At 32.7% G+C, this 25,022-nt stretch carries 22 protein-coding genes; 7 read left to right on the forward strand and 15 right to left on the reverse strand.

What is annotated here, in order from left to right; translation table 11 throughout:
* Positions 1-177 precede the first annotated feature (177 nt).
* The 5 genes from NG806_RS08185 (at position 178) to NG806_RS08205 (ending at position 4,757) form a co-directional block, all read left to right on the forward strand.
* Positions 178-867, forward strand: coding sequence for a hypothetical protein (locus tag NG806_RS08185; protein ID WP_261512635.1), 690 nt, complete (start codon positions 178-180; stop codon positions 865-867).
* A 175-nt stretch (positions 868-1,042) separates the two neighbouring features.
* Positions 1,043-2,179: a helix-turn-helix domain-containing protein gene (locus NG806_RS08190; RefSeq protein WP_261512636.1), complete on the forward strand. Its 1,137-nt coding sequence runs from the start codon at positions 1,043-1,045 to the stop codon at positions 2,177-2,179.
* 89 nt (positions 2,180-2,268) lie between these two features.
* Positions 2,269-2,808 (forward strand): DUF3575 domain-containing protein, encoded by a 540-nt coding sequence (locus NG806_RS08195; RefSeq protein ID WP_261512637.1) that lies wholly within the window; start codon positions 2,269-2,271, stop codon positions 2,806-2,808.
* A gap of 512 nt (positions 2,809-3,320) precedes the next feature.
* The gene (locus NG806_RS08200; RefSeq protein WP_214831582.1) at positions 3,321-3,512 is read left to right on the forward strand and encodes a cold-shock protein; all 192 of its coding nucleotides are present in this window, start codon (positions 3,321-3,323) and stop codon (positions 3,510-3,512) included.
* A gap of 405 nt (positions 3,513-3,917) precedes the next feature.
* Positions 3,918-4,757, forward strand: a complete 840-nt coding sequence (locus tag NG806_RS08205; RefSeq protein ID WP_261512638.1) for a GLPGLI family protein — start codon at positions 3,918-3,920, stop codon at positions 4,755-4,757.
* 242 nt (positions 4,758-4,999) lie between these two features.
* Here the strand turns inward: NG806_RS08205 and NG806_RS08210 are convergent, their stop codons facing one another.
* The 14 genes from NG806_RS08210 to NG806_RS08275 all read right to left on the reverse strand — a co-directional run bounded on the left by NG806_RS08210 (position 5,000) and on the right by NG806_RS08275 (position 21,310).
* Entirely contained in the window at positions 5,000-5,710 is a 711-nt protein-coding gene (locus NG806_RS08210; protein ID WP_261512640.1) for a hypothetical protein, read from the reverse strand.
* 359 nt (positions 5,711-6,069) lie between these two features.
* The gene (locus tag NG806_RS08215) at positions 6,070-6,498 is read right to left on the reverse strand and encodes a hypothetical protein (protein WP_261512641.1); all 429 of its coding nucleotides are present in this window, start codon (positions 6,496-6,498) and stop codon (positions 6,070-6,072) included.
* 565 nt (positions 6,499-7,063) lie between these two features.
* Complete coding sequence (locus NG806_RS08220; RefSeq protein WP_261512643.1) at positions 7,064-7,435, reverse strand: hypothetical protein; 372 nt, start codon at positions 7,433-7,435, stop codon at positions 7,064-7,066.
* 524 nt (positions 7,436-7,959) lie between these two features.
* The gene (locus NG806_RS08225; protein WP_261512645.1) at positions 7,960-8,385 is read right to left on the reverse strand and encodes a hypothetical protein; all 426 of its coding nucleotides are present in this window, start codon (positions 8,383-8,385) and stop codon (positions 7,960-7,962) included.
* 139 nt (positions 8,386-8,524) lie between these two features.
* The gene (locus NG806_RS08230) at positions 8,525-8,659 is read right to left on the reverse strand and encodes a hypothetical protein (RefSeq protein ID WP_261512646.1); all 135 of its coding nucleotides are present in this window, start codon (positions 8,657-8,659) and stop codon (positions 8,525-8,527) included.
* 110 nt (positions 8,660-8,769) lie between these two features.
* The gene (locus NG806_RS08235; RefSeq protein WP_261512647.1) at positions 8,770-9,462 is read right to left on the reverse strand and encodes a hypothetical protein; all 693 of its coding nucleotides are present in this window, start codon (positions 9,460-9,462) and stop codon (positions 8,770-8,772) included.
* A 439-nt stretch (positions 9,463-9,901) separates the two neighbouring features.
* Positions 9,902-10,231: a hypothetical protein gene (locus NG806_RS08240; RefSeq protein ID WP_261512648.1), complete on the reverse strand. Its 330-nt coding sequence runs from the start codon at positions 10,229-10,231 to the stop codon at positions 9,902-9,904.
* A gap of 559 nt (positions 10,232-10,790) precedes the next feature.
* The gene (locus tag NG806_RS08245; protein WP_261512649.1) at positions 10,791-11,210 is read right to left on the reverse strand and encodes a hypothetical protein; all 420 of its coding nucleotides are present in this window, start codon (positions 11,208-11,210) and stop codon (positions 10,791-10,793) included.
* A 2-nt stretch (positions 11,211-11,212) separates the two neighbouring features.
* Positions 11,213-11,503 carry a hypothetical protein gene (locus NG806_RS08250; protein ID WP_261512651.1) on the reverse strand — a complete coding sequence of 97 codons (291 nt, stop codon included), beginning with the start codon at positions 11,501-11,503 and terminating at the stop codon, positions 11,213-11,215.
* Between the two features lie 560 nt (positions 11,504-12,063).
* Positions 12,064-12,630, reverse strand: coding sequence for a hypothetical protein (locus NG806_RS08255; protein ID WP_261512653.1), 567 nt, complete (start codon positions 12,628-12,630; stop codon positions 12,064-12,066).
* Positions 12,631-12,634: 4 nt separating this feature from the next.
* Complete coding sequence (locus NG806_RS08260; RefSeq protein WP_261512654.1) at positions 12,635-16,204, reverse strand: RHS repeat-associated core domain-containing protein; 3,570 nt, start codon at positions 16,202-16,204, stop codon at positions 12,635-12,637.
* A 5-nt stretch (positions 16,205-16,209) separates the two neighbouring features.
* Positions 16,210-18,963: a hypothetical protein gene (locus NG806_RS08265; RefSeq protein WP_261512655.1), complete on the reverse strand. Its 2,754-nt coding sequence runs from the start codon at positions 18,961-18,963 to the stop codon at positions 16,210-16,212.
* Between the two features lie 4 nt (positions 18,964-18,967).
* On the reverse strand, positions 18,968-20,512 hold the full coding sequence (locus tag NG806_RS08270; protein WP_261512656.1) for a T9SS type A sorting domain-containing protein: 1,545 nt from the start codon (positions 20,510-20,512) through the stop codon (positions 18,968-18,970).
* A 327-nt stretch (positions 20,513-20,839) separates the two neighbouring features.
* Positions 20,840-21,310, reverse strand: a complete 471-nt coding sequence (locus NG806_RS08275; RefSeq protein WP_261512657.1) for a hypothetical protein — start codon at positions 21,308-21,310, stop codon at positions 20,840-20,842.
* A gap of 92 nt (positions 21,311-21,402) precedes the next feature.
* On the opposite strand from NG806_RS08275, the gene NG806_RS08280 reads away from it, so the two are divergent.
* Together NG806_RS08280 and NG806_RS08285 are read left to right on the forward strand one after the other, a co-directional pair.
* Complete coding sequence (locus NG806_RS08280) at positions 21,403-21,624, forward strand: hypothetical protein (protein WP_261512658.1); 222 nt, start codon at positions 21,403-21,405, stop codon at positions 21,622-21,624.
* A 227-nt stretch (positions 21,625-21,851) separates the two neighbouring features.
* The gene (locus NG806_RS08285; protein ID WP_261512659.1) at positions 21,852-21,983 is read left to right on the forward strand and encodes a hypothetical protein; all 132 of its coding nucleotides are present in this window, start codon (positions 21,852-21,854) and stop codon (positions 21,981-21,983) included.
* 115 nt (positions 21,984-22,098) lie between these two features.
* On the opposite strand, the gene NG806_RS08290 is transcribed toward NG806_RS08285, so the two are convergent.
* Positions 22,099-24,861, reverse strand: a complete 2,763-nt coding sequence (locus tag NG806_RS08290; protein WP_261512660.1) for an RCC1 domain-containing protein — start codon at positions 24,859-24,861, stop codon at positions 22,099-22,101.
* Positions 24,862-25,022: the final 161 nt, after the last annotated feature.

The following is a 25,022-nucleotide window of genomic DNA, read 5'->3' on the forward strand; positions in this document are numbered from 1 at the left end:
TATGAAGTTAGAAGGTCAACAGATTAGTGAATACGATAAGTTTAAAACAAGTGTTAAAGACAGTTGGATTTTAAAGCAAAAACTCAGTAATTTTAAAATCCTAAATCCATGGAGATGAGAATATCTTTTTCAATTATTTTATTATTTTTTTGGTCTTTTTTAAATTCCCAGATTTCAATGTTGGTAAAGGAATTACCTTCATACAAATATAAATATTATGTACCGAATAATGATGAGGCAACAAATTACGAATATCAATATCCTGGACACCTTATAGAAATAACAATATCAAATACATCGGATAAAAGTGTATCTTTTCCGATTGATACAGCTAGCTATGCAATGCCTTTTACCGATAATATCGAGCTATATTATAATAGTAAGCCCAATATAATTTCTAAGGGTGATCGTTATAATGTTCTGGGAGCATATGCTTTTATATATCAAAAAGGAATATTTAAGGATTTTGATGCAGGAACTGATCCTTTTTATGAAGAGGAGCAACTGATTGAAATACAAAAAATTGAAAATACCAGACTTCAGAAGATCAACGAATGGAAAGATGCAAAAAAAATTACTGATGAATTATTTGCCACCTATAATTGGTATATGATGACGCATATGGTAACCATCTTACCCCATGATAAAATCACATATAAATTGTATTTTAATCCATTCTTAAAGAAAATGTCTGAATATAGTGATAGACTTTATTATGATCAATTAGATTCTAAAGTTCCATACAATGTCACTTTTAGATTGATACTTAATAAAAATTTGTATCAATTTCTAACTTTAGAGGATAAAAAGAAATATCCTGATTTATTTATAGGGACAATATCTTCAAATTCTCTTATTTTTAAATAAGAGACAAATCAATTTTTAATTCTTTCAACTTTGCGGAAAGCCCTTTTTCCTATAATTATAACTGGATTAGATGCAGTTGAACTCATTTCCTTAAAAAAGTTAATTGTTTTTATCAATTCGTATGAAAGAACTACATTTAGCCACCACAAATCTTTAAAACAACTCCTATAAAAAATTGATTTATACAACACTTTTAAATATTGCTATTTTTCAGGGAATAGTCTTAGGCTTGGTTATTTTAAAGTCTTCTCTCTTTAATAGCAATTCAAATAAATATTTAGCCTGCTTATTATTTACACTTTCAATTAAATTACTGAATCATGTTTTTGAGATTCAACAGGTATTCACCTCCTATCCTCTTCTCCATATTATAGATAACATCGAGTGGGTATTCCTAATGCCTGCTTTCCTATTCCTGTTTATTAAAAGCAGAACTGATCATACCGGAAAATGGAAACAAAAAAATTATTTGTTTTTTATTCCGTTTGCCTATTCCGCTGTCCTTAATATTATAAACGATCTTGATCATGTTGCAGGGGTTTATACGTTTTCTGAGTCAGGTAACCGTATCATCGGAATACTTGGATTGATTCATCTTTTTTTAGCCGTTACATTCATCCCATTCCTTCCGGTTTACTCTTATTTTATGATAAGACGTTTAAAAGATTTACAGGAAAAAAAATGGATACTTACCTTATTAACAATGGTTTCTTTCGTGCTATTTGCCTGGCTTATTACTGCTCTAGCCGGCTTACTTCTTGACTATGATATTTCTTCTACGATGAGTGTCCTGGCTTTATGTGCAACATTCATCATTCATTGGACCTCTTATATAGGCATTTACAAATATAAACTTGCCAAAAATAAAGAGGCCATCTCCAATTTTCTAAACAATGATCCGGCTATTTCGTATCCCAATCTGCAAATTGTAGAAAATAATACACCACAAGAATATAAGGAATCTATCACAGCGGATAATCTTTATTTTCAAAAACTGGAACTTCTTTGCAAGGATCAGCACATTTATACCGACAGTACCTTAAACAGAGAAAAAGTCGCTGAAAAACTAGGCATAAGTGCGGGATATGTTTCACAAATTGTAAACACGATCACAGGAGACAACTTTGCCCATTATATCAATCAATATCGAGTGGAAGCAGTGAAGGAAATGATTTCAAATTCGGAATATGACAACTATACTTTGCTGACGATGGGATTAGAATCCGGGTTTACTTCAAAAACGACTTTTTATAAAGCCTTTAAAAAAGTTACGGGTCAGACCCCCAATGAATATAAAAATACCAGCAAATAAGTACCATTTTATCCAGTTTTAAGGTTTTGAAACCCGTTCTAATTTTTATTATTTGAGTTTTGCATTCAAATAATTCAAATTAATTTTTTATGAAAAAAACCTTTTTACTACTCATCATTTTGTTTGCTTTTTATTCTGTGAATGCTCAAAATGAAACTGATGCAAACCCTTATCAGAAAAACAATGAAATCAAATTAAATTTAATAGCGCCGTTATCCGGTGCTGTGGAAGCGGGTTATGAACGACATTTAAATAAAAACTCATCACTGGGGATCTCTGGATTTTTTGTTTATGATCATAAAAAAGAAAAGGATACGAATTACTTCATCTCCCCATACTACAGATACTATTTTGGAAAAAAATACGCTTCCGGATTTTTTGTTGAAGGATTTGGAATGTTCACGTCCATTGATGGAAAAAAAATATACTCAGCAGACCACCTCACATTCACTGAAAATAAGGATATTTATGATGTTGCACTGGGTGCGGGTCTTGGCTGGAAACTGGTCACAAAAAAAGGATTGGTTTTTGAAGCCAATGCAGGCTACGGAAAACTTTTGTTCAATGGAGATAAAACAGAGCATGGCGTGGTTGCAAAGTTTGGATTGAGTATTGGTTATCGGTTTTAATATAAATAGATCTAAAACTAAAGCATAACAGGAATTTTACCTGTAGTAGATAAAACACAAAACTGAAGAAAGAACAAAATCCTGACGAGAGTTGGGATTTGTTTTCGTAAATGGATATAGAAGTAGCTATACTGACTGCTTTATCTTCAATTGAAATCATCAAAATTATATGTTAATTTTACAACTGATTAGTCCTATTAAATAAATAAAAATTAAAAAAAGCTCATTTTCAATAAATTATGTGTATATTTGTAAAATAATCAGGCTTCTGCCAGTGCTTCTTCTGATTTTTGAATTTATTCTTATCCATCAGTCTTCGCATTTTCAGCCGCTAATTTTTGTCATCAATATAACCGGTGCAGTACCTTTTCCAACTTGAATACTTTCAAGATTAAAAAAATACCAACATCATTTCTTGCTTACAAATCGATTAATTATTGTTTTGATATAATCAATTCAATAGTGGCGGTAGCCAAAATAAATAGAATACAATAATTTTTTAATACAATACAATGCAACAAGGAACAGTAAAATTCTTTAACGATGCCAAAGGATTTGGTTTTATTACTCCATCAAATGGTGGTCAAGACGTTTTCGTACACACTTCAGGATTAGTAGATAACATTCGTGAAAACGATGTTGTAACATTCGATGTACAAAACGGTGCGAAAGGCGTTAACGCAATCAATGTTAAATTGGTTTAATTTCTGAAGATTAAAATACTTCAATCGAAATATAAAGCAGATAATTAATTTTATCTGCTTTTTTTTGTCTTAATAAATAACCTTTTTAATGGTGCTTCTGTATTATGTGCCAACAATTTAAACGAAAATATTAATAAAAGGTTTGAGGATTTTTCCTTCCCTCTACTCTTCAAAATTATGATTTCTGGAAGCATTGATATCTTTGAAGTGATAGCTGAAAAAATTATCTAACTTTTCATATGGTATTAAAAGTTCTTTTTCTTTTTTCAGTAAAAATAATTTTAATGGCTTTCTCTTTGTTTTTTTCAACTCTCCCACATAGATATATAGAAAATATAAATTGATTAAACTTTACTATTATGTAAATTTGAAAAAATATAATAGCCGCTATTCAAATACGAAGTTATGAGAAAATTTATATTAATTATTTACATTTTGTCATTCAATTTGTCATTTTCGCAAACTCATCGTTTTATCTATGAACTCAAATATAAAAGTGATTCTTTAGAAAATATTTATTCTACAGAGGAAATGGTCTTGGATATTAACCCGACAGACGTAAAATTTTATGAATATGGTTTTATCGAGAACGATTCTCTGATGAAATTACCAGAACACCAATACGCCCAACACACGAGTCAAACAGGACTAACAATTTCAAGAAAAAAAGATTCTAATAAAAATATTAATTACGCTCAAATCAGGATGATGCCTTTTTATTACTCATTTGAAACAATTGATGAGATGAAATGGGACATACAAAAAGACACAAAAATTATTGACAAATATAAACTGCAAAAAGCAACGACCAATTTTGGAGGACGACATTGGACTGCGTGGTTTGCAATTGAACTTCCAATTTCAGAAGGCCCTTACAAATTCAGAAACCTTCCAGGACTTATTCTGTTTTTAGAAGATTCCAAACAAAATTATTTGTTCAGTTTTGTTCGAAACAAAAATTTCCCCAAAACATATGATACTAAAGAATTTTTAGAAACCCACTATGGAATGAATCCAATAAAACTTAATCAAAAAAATTGGATTAAATTAAACCTGGAATTTTATAATGACCCTTACGCCAGGATGAGAACGGAATTTCAGCCAAGTTGGAATGTCCAAATTAATGGTAGGAAAATCAAAGCAAAAGAAGAATTCAACGAGTTAACAAAATCAACTCAAAACGATATTCGAAAATATTACAATCCCATTGAATTAGATAAAGCTATTCCATATCCCGATAAATAAAGGGTATAAACCCACGCTGTCGCAAGCATCACGCTCGTTGCCCATTTCAAATACTACAAATTTAAATCTATTTTCAAAATCTCCTGATCATCATTATAGTAATTTCTTACACTATTATATTCCATTAGTAAGATTCTGTTACAAAACCTCTTCAGGCTAACTTAAGTTTTAAAGATCATAAATAAAGATCCGAGAAAATGTATTTTCTCGGATCAATTTATAAATGTTGATATTCTATTCTATTATTCATAAGAAAAGATATAAGAAATTTTATTGCTTTCAATTTTTCCTACAAAAAATGTATATTTTTTTAGTTTGGCCTTCTGTACATCAGTTAAATAATTATAAATGCCTTTATCTGCACATAATATTACGTTAAAATCATATTCTTTTTTATTCTCTAAGTTATAATAGTCATAAAACATTGTATCACCTCTTTTTATTTCATAGACATTCATATCCAAATTTAATGTCACTTTTTCTTTTGGAGCTAATAAAAGTAGATTATTCATAATATAAAAATTTCTTTCAGCATCTAACTCTAGCTTTAAATTATTTTTTTCCTGCCATTTTAATACTTCTTGCTTATGAATATTACTTGATGAATTAATTTGATTAATTGTATTTTCGTCAAAGTTTTGTAAATGATAACTTCTTAGCAATGATTCTATGGGTTCACCTTTTATTCTATCTTTAAACATTAGTGACAACGCAAAGAATCTATGAGGATAATCTAAGTCTTTAAGATCACTACATATTTCATCAATATTATTTGCTTTAAAACCTTTTTTATCAAAAGGTAAGGCATAATAATCATTTGTTAAGTTAGTAATATTAATAGTAATGTTCTCTTTATCTGGTGAAACTTTCTTCAATGAACATATTTTGATTTCAATTTGTCCAAAAAATAGAACATGGATAAATAATGTTGTGATGGAAAGTACTAATTTCATTTTATTTAAGGAATAGTTATAAATGTATTATAAAGTTTAATTAATTTATCTAAGTTATTGTTAACTACATTAATCGATTCTTGTGAATAGCCCCCTGCTGGCGTGAGCGTCACGCTCGTTGCCCATTCTCATATTGCAAATTTAAATCTATTTCCAAAATCTCCTGATCACCATTATAGTAATTTCTTGCAATACTATATTTCCATTCATTAAGTTCTGTTACAAAACCTCTTCATGCTAACTTAACTTTTAAAGATCATAAATAAAGATCCGAGAAAATGTATTTTCTCGGATTAATTTATACGTGTTGATATTCTATTTGCTTTTGTCATAGAATGCACCATCAAAGAGGAGCTCTCTTACTCTTTTATAAATTTAGAAAGCTCAATAGGAATTGGAGGAAGGCTATTTTTATTTTTAATGAAAGTTCCTTTTTTCCCCTCTACAACAAAAACATTAGTTTCTTGATAATCTGCGTTATAAAACCAAATTTGATTGTTATTATCAGCATATATAGTCCATTTCATATGATTACTTATTGAATTATTAATATTTCTCTGATATAAGAGATCATTATTAATATCAAAAATTCCGTAAACAATCGTTCCATCTTTAAATTCTTTTACCACAATACTAATATCTCTACCATAATATAATCCAGGTGAGTTTATAAATGTGTTTTTTTTAATAAATACACCCGAATTTTTATTATCTCTCGTAAAATTCGAATTCTTCTCACAGCTAATGAGTAGAAAAAGTGATACTACTATCAAAATAAATCTTTCCATGTTCCGTTTTTTATTATAATTGTTTGAGCCCATTTAATTGTTATCCAATAATCTTTAGGGTGTGCAACGGCTCTAGTAACACTGTTGAAAACTTTATCCATTAAAACATTATTATTATGATTTATTTGGTCTGTCCATTTCAAATTAAAATTAAAAATATATGAATCACTTGATTTATCATATTTTCCATTCATTACATAACTGAAATATTGAGTTTCATGTAGCATACCATACCCTGCATTATAGTTTCCTGTTGAGCTTTTACCATAACTCAATCTTACATTTCCTAAATGATCGGTATATTAAAAAAAATAAGAATAGAAAATTCTACTCTTATATTCCAAATTTAAACGAAAATATAAAGAGAGATCCGAGAAAGTGAAGTTTCTCGGATCAATTTATAAGTTATAAACATATTTTTATTTACTTTTTATTATATAAGCACCAGCGAGGGGTTTTCTTTGTTATTTTATACTAACATCTATTAATTACACATATTATTAGAATAAAATGCCGCATAAAAGAATTCGTGCGGCAGCAGGGGATACATGTCCAATATTATGCATCATTCTTTCAAATAACCCTTATTAATTGCCCATTTCTTATAAAAGGCAGTATTTAAACTATCAAATTCATATGTGTTTTTATTAGGAGAGGGTAGCCCAGAAATTCTTTTTAAAGCCCCAATTTTAGCTTGATATACACTAATCCCATAAAATTCTGCATCATGCGAAATTCTTTCATCCGTTATATCTTTAAATAAATATTTTATGAATATTGTATCTTTTTCACTTTTTAATTGTGAACAACCTTTCATTATTTTTGTTTTATCATCACTATTTAAAAGTTCTATAATTTTATCTTTATCATTTTTAATACAAGAAAATAAGGTTAAAATGATTAGAAATGTCCATTGAAAATTGAAATAAGTTTTCATTTTATTATTTTATATAGTTTTTGAAAAGTTCTTTATGAATAATTTCACCACCTTTAAATATAACAATATATCCATTTCCATCACCTGTTCCTGGTGCTAAGTTCACTTTACTCATCCCACGCTGGAGGGAGCGTCACACTCGTTGCCCATTTCATATACTACAAATTTAAATCTATTTCCAAAATCTCCTGATCATCATTATAGTAATTTCTTACACTACTATATTCCATTCATAAGATTCTGTTACAAAACCACTTTCATACTCACTTAACTTTTAAATATCATAAATAAAAATCCGAGAAAGCATACCTTCTTGGATTTATTTATAGATTGTTAATCTTTATTCGGACACGAGCGTGACGCTCGTGCCAGCATGGGGGAGAAAGAATTTTCTCGGATCAATTTATAAAATGTTAATATTATTTTGCTCTTTGATATAAAATAAGTCAAAAACAAAAATAGGAGCAATTTCTAAAAAATTAATGTAATGCTAGTAGAGGCAAAATGCTTGTAGAAATAAAAGATTATCTAGTATTTTGTTTAAACATATTCGCAATTTGCCATCCTTCTTTATTATCTTTTCTTTTCAGATAAAAAACAATGCCCTTTTCCTTGTCTGAAGTTAAGAAGGTTAAACAAGCCAAATTCTGATTGAGAGTAAAGTTTTTGATCATTAAGTAATTATTACTGGTGGGCCTTGAAGTTAGTATATTAATAGTTTGAGATAATGTATGAAATGTCCCATTCTCTTTTACTAATACTTTATTTTCATCGTAAATTGTGATTGTTTTATCATCATAGAAGGACTGTAAACTATTGGTTATACCTTCGCTACCAATAAACTGTTTAACAAAAATATTTCTTTGCTTGTTATCTTTTATAGACGCACATGAATTGAACAGAATACCTGCAGATACTATAATTATTAAAAAATTGATTTTATTTCTCATATTACTTAAATATTGACTGCAATAAAATAAAGTTAACCTACAATAATTCTTTATATTTCCGGATACTCATTCGTTAAATACTTATAATTGGATCTTGATTTTTCTTGTTTTTGTTGCAGAATGGCTCGTTCGATTATTATTATCCTTTTTTGCTGTGATTCCATAAAACACCAAGTAAGTCTCCATTTTCATTAAAGAAACACGCCATAAACCCAATCTTTGTTTTTAACGGAAAAATAAATACATTTTCTTCTTCCTCCTTTAAATTTCTCAATAATTACTTTTGGTATGCTATATCTCAATCGTTATAGTTGATTGCATTATAAATTAATAAAAACCCAAAATTACAATCTTCCTTATTGATTTAACACGATATTCGCAAAGTCATTTTACATTATTGTATAATACATTAGATTTCAATGTTGCATATAATAATTTATAACCCATTTTTTTTATTTTTTTTATTTGCTTTTCGGTTAAATATTCATAGGCCTTTGAAGCATTACAATATTCTAAATAAAACTTATAGGGTTCGGATGAATCATATAAATAAGAATAAGATTTAAAATTTTGATCAGTAATGTTATTAGTATTGACTTTTATCTTATAGTTTACCTTTTCTTTTGCTTTCAGAAAAATAAGATTATTCATAATACTATAATTTATTTTAGCATCTTTAATTTCTTTTATTTTATTTGATTTTTGCCATTTATCTATTATTTTATCATTAATTAGTTTCTGCTTTTTATATTCTTTAGTAATAGAGTCAAATTTGGCAATGTCAACATAATCCTCAACATAGTAAGTTAATAATTTTTTATCACTTTGCTTTTCAATCATTAACATTAATCCTAAACTGGGAAAGCTATCTTCATACTCTTGAAAATTTGAACATTCAGGTTCGTAAGGGCGAAAATTATTTTTATCTAAGGGAAAAACAAAGTTTTCTGATGTATCATTTATTATCGTAATCTCTGCAATATTAGAATTGAAATCCAGTTTAAATTCTAATTTGATTTGTGCATATGAAACATTACTACAAAATATAATAGTTATTATAAAAAGAATATTTTTCATTTTATTTGTTAAGTTGTTTTAATTTTTGGTTATATGTACTTTCGCACTCACTTTTTAATTGACCCCAGTATCCTGTTACTTTGTCAATAATTGACTGATCATATCCAGTTCCTAAATTGTTTATATTATAATAGAATGAAGCCCCCACGCTGGCGCGAGCGTCACGCTCGTTGCCCATTCTCATATTACAAATTTAAATCTATTTCCAAAATCTCCTGATCATCATTATAGTAATTTCTTACACTACTATATTCAATTAGTAAGATTCCGTTACAAGACTTCTTCAGACTCACTTAACTTTTAAGATCATAAATAAAGATCCGAGAAAATGTATTTTCTCGGATCAATTTATAAATGTTGATATTCTATTTGCTTTTTATCATAGAATACGCCAGCAGGGGCATCGATCGTCAACATAGCTGGAGGATAAAATTTCCTACTAGTTATCATAAAAAATAATACCTAGAATTATACTAAAATCTTCACTACTGAAAATGGAACAACTTCTCTTATCACCATCAATGACAGATAATCTTACATTTTTTAAGTCTGAATTTTTCATTCGCTTTACTACTTCTCTATGTCCATCAAAATGATTTTTCGTATAATTACTTAAATCTAATCTATCATAATAAATATCATATAAATGCTGTCTTTTCTGAACAAAAGAATCCATAATTACACTATTTTTAATCTTATTAATATAAGATTTAACTTGATCTAAATGGTCTCTAATACTATATAGCTCATTTATTATTGTATCACTCATATTTATTAATTTTATTTTATATATAGCTGGCGCATTCTATGACAAAAGCAAATAAAAATATTATGACTCTCATTACTTTATTTAGTTAGTTCATCTAAAACTTTAGATTCTGATCTTTCTGGAGCAAGAGTATTATTACAATTTTGTCATAGAATGCGCTAGCTGGGAGAAACTTATAAGAGTAAATAAAGCCCCATTGGGGCTTTATTGTTATTTGTCATTCCAAGTATCTTCAAACTCTTCCATTGTAATAAAGTCAGGATCTTGTAAATCAAGTTCTTCAATAGATTGATCATATAGCATAGATTCTCCTTGTTGTGGGTTTTCCAATGTTAAAAATACTTTTTCATTAGAACTAATTTCAATTTGTCCGTTAGCCCGTCCATTTAGAAAATGTATATAAAAACATATATTTTCTTCTTCCCAATACTTCTTTACAAATATTTCTTACATATGTTTATTTGGCAATTTTCTAAAGTTACCATATTTGATTCTATATTGTGACTATTTTATATAATTAATTGAAAATCAATCATATATACTAAGTCTAAAAATGAATTTATATTTCAGTTAAGATCCTATCTCGATACATATCAAACAATTTAACTTCTTCTTTTTCTTCACCTAATAATTTTTCATAAAATTCATCTCCCTTTGTAGTCCATTCTTTAAAGCTAATAATTTCACCATTTCCCATTTCTAAATCTTGAGGATCTCTCACTTCAATCAATGATGTACTCCAATATTTAGAAATATTATAATCAATTATCTGAAATAAATTACTTGGAAAAGCAAGTGGATAACTGTCAGATTCGTCTCCTATTATATAATAGAAAATGGTATCAAAGTATTTTGAAATAGCAAGTACAGCATAGGTTTTCCCTATAGTTATTTCCATTTCTGAATTATTTGCCCATTCAATTATAGCAATTGAGCTATTTTCAATCGAAATGGTGGTACTAATACATTTTACTTTCATTTTTATTTAAATTTAAAATCAGTTAACATTCCAGTTTTTGGATCTCGTAAATAGTGACCGACAGACTTCCCTCCTTTTTTACCAACACTATGATGCCACTTTTCCCAGCCCTGATATCTTGGGTCTCCTAATTTTAAATTAAGATTTCTACCCATTCCTTGTTGTGCTTCATTTAGAGCTTGAACATCTTGCTCACTTCTAGCCACTCTTCTAAAAATATTTTTATTTGATCCATATTGCTGATTTTTTGCTAAAGAGGCGGCTTCATTCAAACTACCACTAATATTTTTCAAAGGACCAGCATTACTTAAAGCTCCTTTTTCGGCTGCTAAAATCCTTAAAGCATACCCCCCACTCTGGTGCCAGTGTAACGCTCGTTGCCTATTTCATATATTGCAAATTTAAATCTATTTCCAAAATCTCCTGATCATCATTATAGTAATTTCTTGCACTACTATATTTCCATCCATTAGGTTCTGTTACAAAACCACTTTCATACTCACTTAACTTTTAAATATCATAAATAAAAATCCGAGAAAGCATACCTTCTCGGATTTATTTATAGATTGTTAATCTTTATTCGGACACGAGCGTGACGCTCGCGCCAGCATGGGGGCTGAAAGAAAAAGATGAAATGATGACAAGGCTAGAAAAGCTAATTGAAAAAAAATAAAATTAAAGTAATTGGTACATTACTTTTTCATAGAGAAGGCTTAACGTTTTAGTTAAGCCTTCTTGTTTGTCAAATATGACGCATCAGTCAATAAACAATATGCTATAAATAAGGTATTTTACTACAATATTTAATATCCGTTATACTCCTTTTGTCATATAATGCATTAGTAGAGGGGATTTATAACGGAATGTCAGGATATTGATCTTTTAATGAGTGAACTTTTTGCTCAGTAAAATTCATTTCTAGAAAGGAACTAATTTCATATACCATCGTATTGTCTTGATATTCTATTCTATTATCATAATAAACATTTAATAATTTTTCGATAAAGTGAAATGTTTTATCAGTAGCTGTAGAATTTGTAATCATCATAAATAAAAACCTAAAGTTATTTAATAATTTTCCATTTTCTATAAAAAAATTATAAACTTCATTTAATTCATTAGTAATATCGATTATTAAATTTTGTTTTTTTAAATAATCATCAATTAAATCAAATCGTAAATATGATTCTCTATATTGATTTTTAAAATCGGGGTCAAGTTCAATAGGAATATTTATATTCTTTAATAAACTAAGTATTTCGGCCTTAATCCATTCTTCTTTATTTAATATCTTATTATAAACATCATACGCCTCTTTTTGTAAATCTGTATACAATTGAGGACTATTGATAATTGAATTAATATCTACATTATTCCTAGACAAAATTCTCAAGTAGTCTAAATATTTAATTTTAAACATATAATTATTTTAAATTTTTAAAAATTCTAGGAGGACTAATTAAGCTAGCATTAAATAACATTGTTGAGGCTCCAGGAAAACCAATAGACGTTCCTTTTTCATATTTAATATAATTTAATCCAGCTGCCCTTGCAGCATTAAAAATTGGTCCTCCCGGCCCACTCCCAGACATATATTGATATGGCGTTGCATAAAACGCTCTAGCTTCTGCCTGATACATAGTATACTCAACAATTACATCGTATGAAGAGTTTGGTTTATTTATAAAATTTGCAGATAAAAGATAATCTATATCTGATCTTACATGAGGGCCTTCTCCAGAAGAATTTCTATCTTGGAGATATCCATTGGTTGATAAATATTCTGCATTTGACATAGCTCTATAAAAATGAGTTTTACCACCCTTGTCTGAAGTGTCACCATTCAATGCAAAAGGTAAAGTCCAAACAAGAGGAGCAACTGTAGCCCCAAGTTCTGCAAGAGTAGCTGTAGAGGCAGCTGCTTCGCCAGCCACAACACCTTCAGGAATTAAAGCTATATCTGTTACAACCCAAGCTCCAGCAGTTGCTTTCGTACCTTTATTACCACCAAATAACCCTCTGAAGAAATTACCAATAGATTGCCAAACAGTTGGTTTAGGAGTCCCTAAACTAGCCATAATATCTCTGAATTCCTGTGTTTCTCCAAAAGTAGCAGGCTTCTGATCATATACATCACCACCACCACGAGCACCACCAAGTGGTTCTGTTCTATTATCTCTTTCTCCTGTAATGCCCATCCACCATCCAGACCTTGGATCCTGGGGAGCCATGTCACTTGCCTCATTTGGCATTGCAAATTTTCTTCCATCAGGATCAATAAAGCTGATAGGATTATTTACAACATAATTATAGGGTGAAAATCTTCTACTTGTTTCAGCGAGAGGATCTATTACTCCCCATCTTCCGATGTCTGCCATATACATCCTAGCACCATAATCACTCCATCCTGTTTCCTTTTGCAGTTCTTTGCCGTTGTAACCATAATTGTAGGCAAGGTTTCCACTTAAACTGATAGTGTGCTTTAATCCAAAAGGATAATAGTTGTTTTCTTCAATGACCTCTGCGCTTCCTGTTGAGCTTTTAGCATAACTCAGCCTTACATTTCCTAAATGATCAGTATAGTTGTAAATATACTTATTATTTTCAAAATTGTAATACCCTTCAGCTGTAGGCACAAACTTAAGAACCTGGCTGAATGCTGTACCTGTGTCTCTGGCTTCATATTGGAATCCGTTTAGATATTCAGTTATTGTTTTGGTTTCTAAGTTCGTTCTACCCAGACCAAATGTATACGTTTTTCTAAGCTTTGTTCCATCTGCTCTGTATAGATATTTGGTATTTACGTTGATCTCTACATCTTCTGTTATCACTCTGGGACTATAGGTTTTATCAAACACCACATTATCAGGCAGGCTGAGAACATTGTAATCAATCCTAAGAATACCTTTATCCACCTGATCTTTCATGTTCCCATTGTCATCATACGTAATTGGATTCCCTGAGGTGTCAGGATACCCTGCATAGTCACCAGTAGCATCAGTTACAGAATTGAGTTTATTCCCTGTATATTGATAGGTCAAGTTATCAATCAGTCCTGTGGCACCCAGAGAATTTTTCCCATTTCTCTGAAGAGAAGTGATATTCCCGTTTATATCATATCCCACAGATTCGTTAAACAGGTTATTCTCAGGAACAGAAGCATTTGGTTCAGAATAGGCACCTTTTTTCAGTCTATTCAACCCATCATAGGTATAGGTATATCTTTTTAACACATTATCGCCTGCCGTTTTCCAGTCCACCTCGCTAATGGTTCCGTTATACTTTGATAATGTTCCAACAGGATTAGTATACTTCACTTCATATCCGAATAATTTTCCACTAAGGTTAGCTGGATTATTGACTTTGATTACTGAGCCTCTAATGTCATAAGCATACTCAATATTTTGTAGGTTATTTCCTACTTTTTTACTGGAAAGCTGAGAGAGTTCATTATAAGTATTCTCTGCTAAAAGTTCCTGAGGCTGGCCACTCACCTGATGCCATTGCTTTTTTAATCTGTTTTGACTATCATACTCAAATGTCTGGGTGATGATCCTTTCTGTATCTGTAGAGAGTCTTTTATGATAGACTTTGGATTGTTTGGGTACTCCAACAAAATCAAGTTCTGTTTCTGTTTTGGTATATCCACCCAGGTGATTGATCTCATAACCTCCAATTGATCTTCCTTTCGCATCATAATACACATAACTCTTCGTCCAGTTATCATCTTCAATGTTTTTAACTAAGGACATCACAGGCAAATTTTTGGTATTTACAGCAGCATTTTGTGTATCAGGAACAACAGGCTTACCCAATATAGTCGTAGGAAAAGAAGGGTTAAAGGAATAAGTTGGATAAGTATCATAATAATTAACGGATAAAATAGTTTCTACTTCCTTGCACCAGTCATTTGTATAATAGATCTGCATTCCGTTTCTTGTAAAGCCCTGAGCGTTTCTATATTCGGTAATGACATAATTGTTAAGTAGACTTTGCAGACTTGTTCTGTCCGCACCTGGTATAATTCCAGTATAAATTATCCTTCCAAATGGATCGTATTTTGTAAGGAACCATTTACCTGCTTTACGCAATTCGGCATCTTGTGTCATGATCAGGTGATCAGCTTTATCATACACCATATACTCCCATCCTTTTCCCGGAAGTTTTTTCTCTACCAGTCTTCCAAGAGTATCATATTTATACTGGTAGCATAAATTGTCTAATGCTGTCTGATTTGGGATAGAAGCAGTAACTGCCAATGGAGGAATTACATAGGCTAACCAGCCAAACTCATTGTATACATAATAAGTATCTGTGTCCTTGGTTCCATCATTTTTTCTCACCAAAATTACTTGTCCCAGTCCATTGGTAAATTCTGTTGTAGTATTACCATCAGCGTCAGTTACTGTACTTTTATATAGAGTATTGGCTGCATACACACCAGTATAAGAAATGGCGGTGGAGGTTGTTCCACCCGCCCATGTAGTAACCGTAGTTATCTTTTTTACGTCGCCTGCTGCATTAGCGGAATAAGAAAACTGAGTGGGATGAGTAGTCCAGTTATTTCCTATCGAAGTAATTTGTTTCAATCTTCCAGCTGGAGATTTTTCTAATGTTTTCTCACCATAAATTCTTTCGTTTCCGTAAATAGCTGTGGCATTATCTAATGGAGCTCCATACATAGCTCCACCTTGAGTTCCCACTTGAGGAATAGGGAGGTAGTCCTGGATCTGTCGTCCAAAGTCGTCATATACAATAGGAACTACCACATCTCTTCCTAGTGGTGTAGCTTTGACACTAATAGACTGTTTAGCTCTTCCCAATCCATCAAAATACTGAATGGATTGAATTTGTCTCGCATTGGGGGTCGAAGAGGTTACTTCTTCCAGATAGGCTCTGGTCTGTACGTAATTTTCATTAGTACTCGGACCTGTTTGCGCATAAGACGATCCTGCTACAAACAATATGCTGAATATATTTAAAATTCTTTTCATGATTTTTAGTGCTTGTAGTTATACTCGTATTCTTTTAATAATTTACCATTCTTATCTTCCACCCTTTGTAATCGGCCTGATTTATCATACCTGTACACTTCTCTTGTCCCGTTGGCAGTTGTGATAGAAGTTGTCCCTATTAAAGGGTCATACGTATAGGTGGTAATGGAATAATCTTTTATTGCGGTATCTTTTCTAAGGTTTTCCAAAGCCACGAGCAAAGCAGGTTCCTTAGTTGGATCAACCGCATCAGCATCAGAGGCAGTAATAGCTGCTGTAACCGTAGCAAGAGATGCGATTTGGCTGTAAGATGCTCCAGTAATTTTTGCAATGGGTTGGGTTCCTTTATAGCCATAAATAATAGCGGTAGGAATACCTGATTTTGAAATAACTTCTCTTGGATTTCCTTTTCCATCATAATTATTGATGGTAATTTCCGTCATCGGAGTTTGATTTTTAACGTCAAAAGAAAGTACCGAGCTAGGATATAAGTTAGAGGCATTATCAAATTTAGTTTCTGATTTTCCTACCAGTTTCCCATTAACTTTAGTTTCACTCTGTAAAGCAGTAGTAAGCATACGGGCGTTAATGAGCTTTGTATTGGAAACGTCTGATGCATATTTTACCGTTTTTTCGGTAATAATTCCTTCAGGAGAGGTTTCCTTTACAGTTGATACTGAAAAGTTGTAAGGACTGAATGTCGTTTCAGAAATATTTTCAAGACTGGTAGAATTATCGAAAAATGTCTTGGAAATTACTTTCGTAGATTTGATCCATGCTGCTTTTGAATTATAACCTGAGCAAGTACTATATTGAGGAGCTCCAGGGATATCATCCATTACATAATCAGTATTTTGTGAGCTTGTTATTGCATTCTGACTATTATATATTTCCTGCTTATACAATAGGCCTGTAGAAGTAATATTATAATATGGCCTGAATAGAGGTATAGTAGACGTGAAATCTTCAGCCATTTTAAAATAATATTTTGTATATCCCAGGTTTTTCGTGGCATCTCCATAAATTTCCTTTACATTTTTATAAAGGACAACAGTATTATCATAAAATTCGCTATTACCCTGACAGTTTTCAGAAGTATAAACGGCCCCACTTGAGTCATTAGGATTTGCAAATGAATTATATTCGTAGCTTGTCTTCTTTTTTAAAACATGGTCCACATCAAATTGTTCGATACTGCCTATTCTTACACCTGTTGCAAATGTAGCATTTTTATAGGGTAATGGTGCTGTAGCAATTGATTTAAGCTTAATATTACCATTTCCATAACCAGGATTGTTCCCAAAACCTTTAATTTCGAAGGTATAGTCTCCGGGACTAAGATTGTATTTCTCACAACCTAAGGTAGTAGTTGGAGTGACTTCTACCCCGGATTTCTTGAACTTAAAATTAATAACATGTGGCATATGAATAGGGTACTTATCATCATACATCTCATACGTTAGATAAGCAATATAGAAAGTTTTTGTGGCATCTATATGAACATTATAAACACTACTCTGGTTCGTATCAAAATCTATGCTCTGCTCTTCAACCAAGTTTTGATAATAAGGATTAGTTAAACTATTATTATTTAGCTGAATTGAGCTGTTGTCGTAATAGATGTCGTTAAATTGAAAGTTATACCTAGTATAACCCCCTTCCGGATGGCTCATCGTCTCTAAGGTTCGTGTTTTTGAACTAAGTGGGTTATAATATTCACTAGCACATGCATAATCATTTCCCCCAATATCCTTGTACACTGTAAATAAAAGGTCCTTATATCCGAAATTTCTTCTTTCAATTATTTCCTGGTTACTACTAAGTTTATCGAGAACTGTTAATGCTCTTCTATCTCCCTCTTCAAACCAAAACTTATATTTGGAAATTAGCCTGTTTGATTTATCAAGAAGTGATACACTATTTATTTTGTAAGGATCATCAACCCCGTTTTCTTTCAATGCATCATAAACATTTTCAAAACTTATCTTTCCAAAATCCGTAGAGATCTCCTTCAGCTTGCAGCTTTGGTATAATAGAACCGAAGATCCATTTTTGTTTATACTTTCTTTCTGGTAAGTGAAAGTGGCAACTTCAACGTTACTTTCATCCAGTATTTTACTTAAGAAAAAAGCAGATTTATAATAAAAATTAGGGTCCAATAGAGATTTACTGTAGTCATCAAAAATATATTTAAACCCTTTTTCATCTGTAATTTTAAAAGAGTTTATTATTAGAGTAGCCGTATTAGGATCTCTTGTATATTCAATCTTTATATTGTTCCCTGAAATATGATTTAGGGTAAAGGTATTATTGGTAACATCTCTGATAAAACTGAACTTGCCAGAATTTCCAGGAATATTATAATAATAGAGATCATCAAATTCATTCTTTTTATAGTCAGGTTTCGATGCATTATCATAAAACTCATCAACATACTCATTGATAACCCGAGAAACGCTACCTCCTTTAGCCAAGGACCAGCCAATACCTACTTCACTACCAGGTTTATCAATCGCAGCATTAGCAACATGATAACTTAAAACAACAGGAAGAGCAAGGCTTTTATTGCTGGTCTGAAGGTTTAATAATGGAAGTGATATATCCGGCACCCCAGTAGATAATGAAACAGGGGTATTGACATACGAAGAAAAAGATGAAACGGAAGGAACCGGTTCGGGAGTATTCCCAAAATTTCTTTGCGCTTTTCCAGAGCCAAAGATCAATATGGAGAATGATAGTAATTTATATATAGTCTTCATTGTATTATTTCTTAATGAGTTTAGCATTCGCTGTTTTATTAGTATCTGTTTTTATTACAACAAGGTAAGCTCCCTGAATAAGTGGTTGAGTATTTATTTTGGCTACCTTATTCTTCGTTTTCAAACTCTGTAATTGTCTTCCACCCATATCATATAATAAGATATCTGCGTCTTTAAAGTCAAAGCCTATTTCCACATAAGCATAATCTGATACAGGGTTAGGATAGATCTTGATATCCTGTTTTTCGATTAATTGATCCAATTGTTTATCACCCAGTTTTACGATCTTCCAGTTCTCCTTTCCTAATTCCTCAGCACTGGTTCCTGCCAAGATGATTGAACCATCTCTGTTGAGTTTGATATCAGATAATCTTTCTTCTCTCTTTCTGGACTCCCCTTCCACATGTTTCCTCCACTGTTCATTTCCGTTTTGATCCAGATATAGCATCCAGAATTTCTCATCATCAGCTTCTATTCTTCCCTCCGCCTGGGTATAACCACCTAATAGAATTCCTTTTGTTTTATCATCTGCAGAATGAATTGTGCTCATTCCCATTAAAACATCTCTGTTCTTAAAATTGTAAGATTTCTGCCACTGCTCATCACCTCTTTCATTTAAAGAAATTAACCAAACATCAGTTCCTTCTTCAATTCCTACAGTTTTATTTCCTGATCTTTCTGATCTTGATTCTCCACCAATGATATATCCATTTGAAGTTAAAGCGAGAGTTCTTAAATGATCATCTCCTTTTCCACCATAATTCTTTTCCCATTCTACTTTTCCATCTTTTGAAAGTTTGATGATCCAGTAGTCACCTTCACCAAAGTTTTCAGTTTGCTTTGATCCATTAGCACTACTTCTGGAATAAATACCTAATAATGCTCCACCATCTTTCGTTGGGATCATTTTTTCTACCTCATCAAGCCCTTTCCCACCTAAAACAAGTTGTGAAATCTCTTTTCCGTTTTTATCAAGTTTGATGATTAAGATATCTTTTGAGCCATAGCCTTTAGGTGAGTTTTGAACATTTCCAGCTACAAAAAATCCAAGATCTGTAGTCTGAATAACAGCTCTGGCTTCTTCATCAGCAGAAGTTCCCAAAGTTTTCTGCCATAATTCATCACCGAATTCATTAATTCTGATTAGCCAAATGTCTGATCCACCTTTGGAATCTTCTTTTTTGTCTAAAGATTTCCCTGAGTACGAGGTACCTCCCAAAAGCGATCCTCCATCCTGTGTTGTTACAGTTGAAGAAAGATAATCATGATTATTTCCTGCAAAATATTTCTCCCAAACCTGGTCGCCCTGCTGGTTTAGTTTCACCAAGTGAAAATCGTATCCATTATTCTGCTTCGATGTAGCCTGAGGTCCTCGAAGGCTACCTCCCTGAATAGCACTTCCCGTAATCAGATACTGCTGATCTATGGTTGTCGTAACCTGACTAAGAAAATCCTGTGTACTGGATTTAATGTTTTTCTCCCAGACTATTTCCTGAGCTGAGCTCAGAATTGTGCACATAGTAAAAGCACCAATGTAGAGTTTTTTCATCTATTTATGTTTTTAGTTAATTGATTTTTCAAAGCCTGCAAATTTAACACTTTTTAATACTTATTAATTTTACTTTAAAAAAATTTAATATGAATTTCATCATATTTTTATATTCATTTTCAAACGGTTACGTTTTATACAGTACAAAATTAGGATAGCATAGCGACAGAATACGTCGTATTATAAGTCTTTTCAAATTGGTGGAAAGCAATTTTTCTTCATGATTATGACCTACCTTTTCGTTTCTTTCCGTAATTTTTTAGTTCGCTGTATCTACTTTCTTCCCGCTCCTTTCAAGAATGAGGTGTGCCGCATCCAGCATTTTAGTCAGATGGATGTAGGGGCTGACCATATTCCTTTCCGGGACATAATCATAAGTTCCCAATGAGAAATAAACCATCCGGACATAAAATAATCAAATTCCGTGATGCTGTATTCTTTGAATGCTTTTTTAAATACCAATAAAGGGTTTTGGTATTCTTTCTCCGAAAGCAAGCCAAGAAGTAATGGAGAGGTATCTTCTAATTGGGTATTCACTTTCCATTTCTTTTCTTTGAGCATGATGAGATAGCCAGCACGCACAAATGACCGCATTGACTGGTAAAAATGAAAGATAACGGAAGAATCTTCTTTTATCCAACTATCCCTCTTTACCGCGTAATTCATAATGCTATTTAACCTCTCTTTGGATACAGCCAGTTCATTGAACTTAAAATAGGTTTCCATTAGCTGTAATCCGGAGTGCTTTTTATGCTCTGTCCAAAACCGGGTTTCGAAGTCTGTTATATTCTTTTTCATGTGTTTGTATTTTTTATAAATGTAATAAAAATTTACTAACATTCGGATTTGAGTCCGAGTTTTTTATAAGAATAAGTAATTTATTTGTTTCTATGACAGAAGCAAATAGAAAGATTGTTGAATTTATAAGGGATGAATGGGTTGTTCCTTTGAACAATAATAGCAAATTTGCTGTAGATCATAATATAGATGAAAAGACAGTTCGAAGAATAAGAGACGATGAAACCTATCAAATTGCTCTTCTTACCATAATGCGAATTTGTCATGGCAAGAATTTAACTCTTGCTAGCTTTTTCAAGATGGTTGGAATATAGATTACGAAATCTCAATAATTAATAGATCCTGACGAAAGTTGGGATTTTTTTTGATGAAATTGTCAAAACTCCCAAGAATATATTTATTCGAGACCTTTAAGAAATTATGTAAAATTACCAATTCAAAATTTTAAGATGCTTTTTATTTTTGTTGTTTACGGAAAGTCGTAAAATAATATAAATTATCATTTGTAAGTTTGACTTAGTTAATGATAAAATATAATATTATGGGACTTAAACCAGGGCCAAAAAGAACAGCAACATCAACTGGAAAACCAGATCAACGTCAACGTGATAATAAGGAGACACCAGGAAATACACCTTCTTTAAAACCACCTAAGAAACAGCAAGGTAAATAAACTATATCTTATAGTATCCAGTCTGTAAAGAATAGCGCTACTTAAAAATAAGTAGCGCTATTTTGAAAGATTGTAAATTTAAAAAAATTAGCTTTTATCCTTAAAGCTTTACTATTTATCGTTTGATTATTTTTATGGTTTTGACGAGGTTATCAGCTAAATTCACTTTGACCTGATAAACACCCGATAACAAAGCAGAAAAGTCAAGAGTTCCCTGCGTATCATTTATTGCTTTCGTAAGTACCGGTTTCCCTGCCGAATTGTAAACCGTTACCGAAAGAATCTTTTGATCGAACGAGATCGTCAGGATATCCTGTACAGGATTTGGATAGGCTTTCAGCTCATTTGCTTTTGTGGAAGCTTCCTCAACAGCAAAGCTATTTGTAAGACGGGTAACAGTTACATTGCTTACAGGACAGGCGACTGACGTAAAAATTTTACTTTGAATATCTGTCCCATCTCCTATCTGCCCCATACTATTATAGCCAGAGATTGCTAAAATTCCAACATTGTCAATAGCGAGGGTGTTGTGAGCTCCTGCTGCAATACTTTGCCAATCGGTAGAAGTTCCGATACGCATTGGTGTAGATCTATTCGTCGCTGCTCCATCACCTAATTGTCCCAAAACATTATATCCCCATGTCCAAAGCGTTCCATCTGTTTTGATGGCGATAGTAGAACCATTAATGCCTGTACGAACACTTCGCCAATCTGCTGTGGCTCCTACTTGTGTCGGCGTATTTTTTGAAATTGTGGTCCCATCACCCAATTGCCCGTATCCATTATCTCCCCACGTCCAAAGTGTCCCATCTGTTTTGAGCCCTATCGAATGGATTCTTCCTCCATCAATAGCTGCCCAATCCGTAGCTATTCCTATTTGAATAGGAGAAGCACTTCCTGTTAAAGTTCCATTACCGAGTTGCCCTTTGGAATTATCTCCCCAGGTCCAAAGCGTCCCATCTGTTTTGATGGCGAGCGTATGATTTCCTCCGGACGTTACACTTAACCAGTCTGTTGCTGTTCCTATTTGTATTGGTAAGGTTTTATTGACGGTGGTACCATCCCCTAATTGTCCATATTTATTATTACCCCAGGCCCAAAGTGTTCCATCAGATTTCAGGGCTACCATATGGCTGGCTCCGGTGGCCATATGTACCCAGTCTGTTGCTGTTCCTACCTGTGTCGGCGTATTTCTGTTGGTTTTAGTTCCATCACCTAGTTGTCCGTCATAATTCCATCCCCATGTCCATAGCGTTCCATCTGCTTTAATTCCTGCCGAATAAGATACTCCAGCCACTATTTTCACCCAGTCTGCGGCTGTTCCTACTTGTGTTGGTGTATTTCTGTTGGTTGTAGTTCCATCTCCCAGCGCTCCATCAGAGTTGTCTCCCCAACTCCATAATGTGCCGTCCTTTTTTAGTCCCATTGAATGATAAAGACCTAGACTTGCACTTTGCCAACAGCCTGTTCCGGTTGTAGGAAGTGTGGTAAAAGAACCTCCCGGCATCCAGACCACCTGACTGAAACCACAATCAGACGCTACCCACCAATAATAAGTGTGGTTAGGTAATAAATTCGTCAAATTGACCGTAGTAGAAAGAGTGACTCCATTATTCCCGCCCATAACAGGATTTGTGCTGTAAAGATACACATACCCTTGATCAGGAGCCTGAGTGGCTGCTGTCCAGCCAATAGTGGCTGTTGAAGAAGTAATATTGCTTGTTGAAAATTGTGTTGGAGGAATACAAACTTCAGGACAGGCAATAGGAATAAATATATTTTTGTCATTATTCACAGTATTAGTATTAGAAGTTCCATCACCCAGCTGACCGGAATTATTTCTTCCACAAACTTTTAAAGAACCGTCAATGCCTTTTACAAGAACATGATTTTGTCCGGCATAAACCTCCAGGTTGTCTGAAGATATACCAACTTGTGTAGGAGATGTTGTATTTACTGATCCATCTGTACCATTACCCAACTGCCCATAATAATTATAGCCCCATGACCAAAGTGTTCCGTCTGCTCTCGTTGCAAATGTAAAACCATTTTCAGCAGCTACATTTAGCCAATTGGTTTCTGTTCCAATTTGAATAGGAGCCGTTTTTTTAATAGTCGTTCCATCACCCAGTTGTCCATACGTATTCGAACCCCATGTCCATAGTGTCCCATCTGCTCTTATTCCTACAGAATACCCATATGAGGCATCAATACTTTTCCAGTTCGTGTCTGATCCGATTTGTATCGGAGCTTTTTTTGAAATGGTAGTTCCATCTCCTAATTGTCCGTTAAAATTGTATCCCCATGCCCATAGCGTCCCATCTGTTCTAATTCCTAAGGCATATCTATTTCCGGCATTAATGCTTTGCCAATCGGTAGCTGCGCCGATTTGTATTGGAATCTTTTTTGAAATGACAGTTCCATCTCCAAGCTGTCCGTAATCGTTACGCCCCCACGCCCATAATGTTCCATCCGTTTTGATTCCTACCGTAAAATCATCTCCTACACTTACACTTTTCCAATTCGCAGTTGTTCCGATTTGTATTGGAATTCTTTTTGAAATGGTAGTTCCATCTCCCAGTTGTCCATATTCGTTGCGTCCCCAGGCCCACAATGTTCCATCTGTTTTAATGGCAAAAGTCTGGTTACCGCCTGCACTGATAATTTTCCAATCGGTTACCGTTCCTATTCGGGTTGGGGTATTTCTGCCATTCACATTTAGGTCAGCCAGTTGTCCGGAGAAATTAGCTCCCCAACCCCACAATGATCCGTCTGTCTTTATTCCTACCGAATGCTCAGTTCCTGCACTCAGACTTTGCCAGCATTGAGCAAAAGAATGTAAACTGATGAATACAAATAATAAAAGTATTTTTCTCATATTTTAATTTTATAGTATTTTTTCCTACTCGTATAGCTTTTCGGTTCCGCTTTGTTTTAATCGCTTCTGAATTTCATCCCATAGGTCAACTGAACACAAAAATTTCAGGAAACAAATGAATTCTTACGAAGACATGATTTTTAAATCCTCAAATAGGTTTT

It is taken from the genome of Chryseobacterium paludis (assembly GCF_025403485.1).
In the GTDB taxonomy this organism is placed as follows: domain Bacteria; phylum Bacteroidota; class Bacteroidia; order Flavobacteriales; family Weeksellaceae; genus Chryseobacterium; species Chryseobacterium paludis.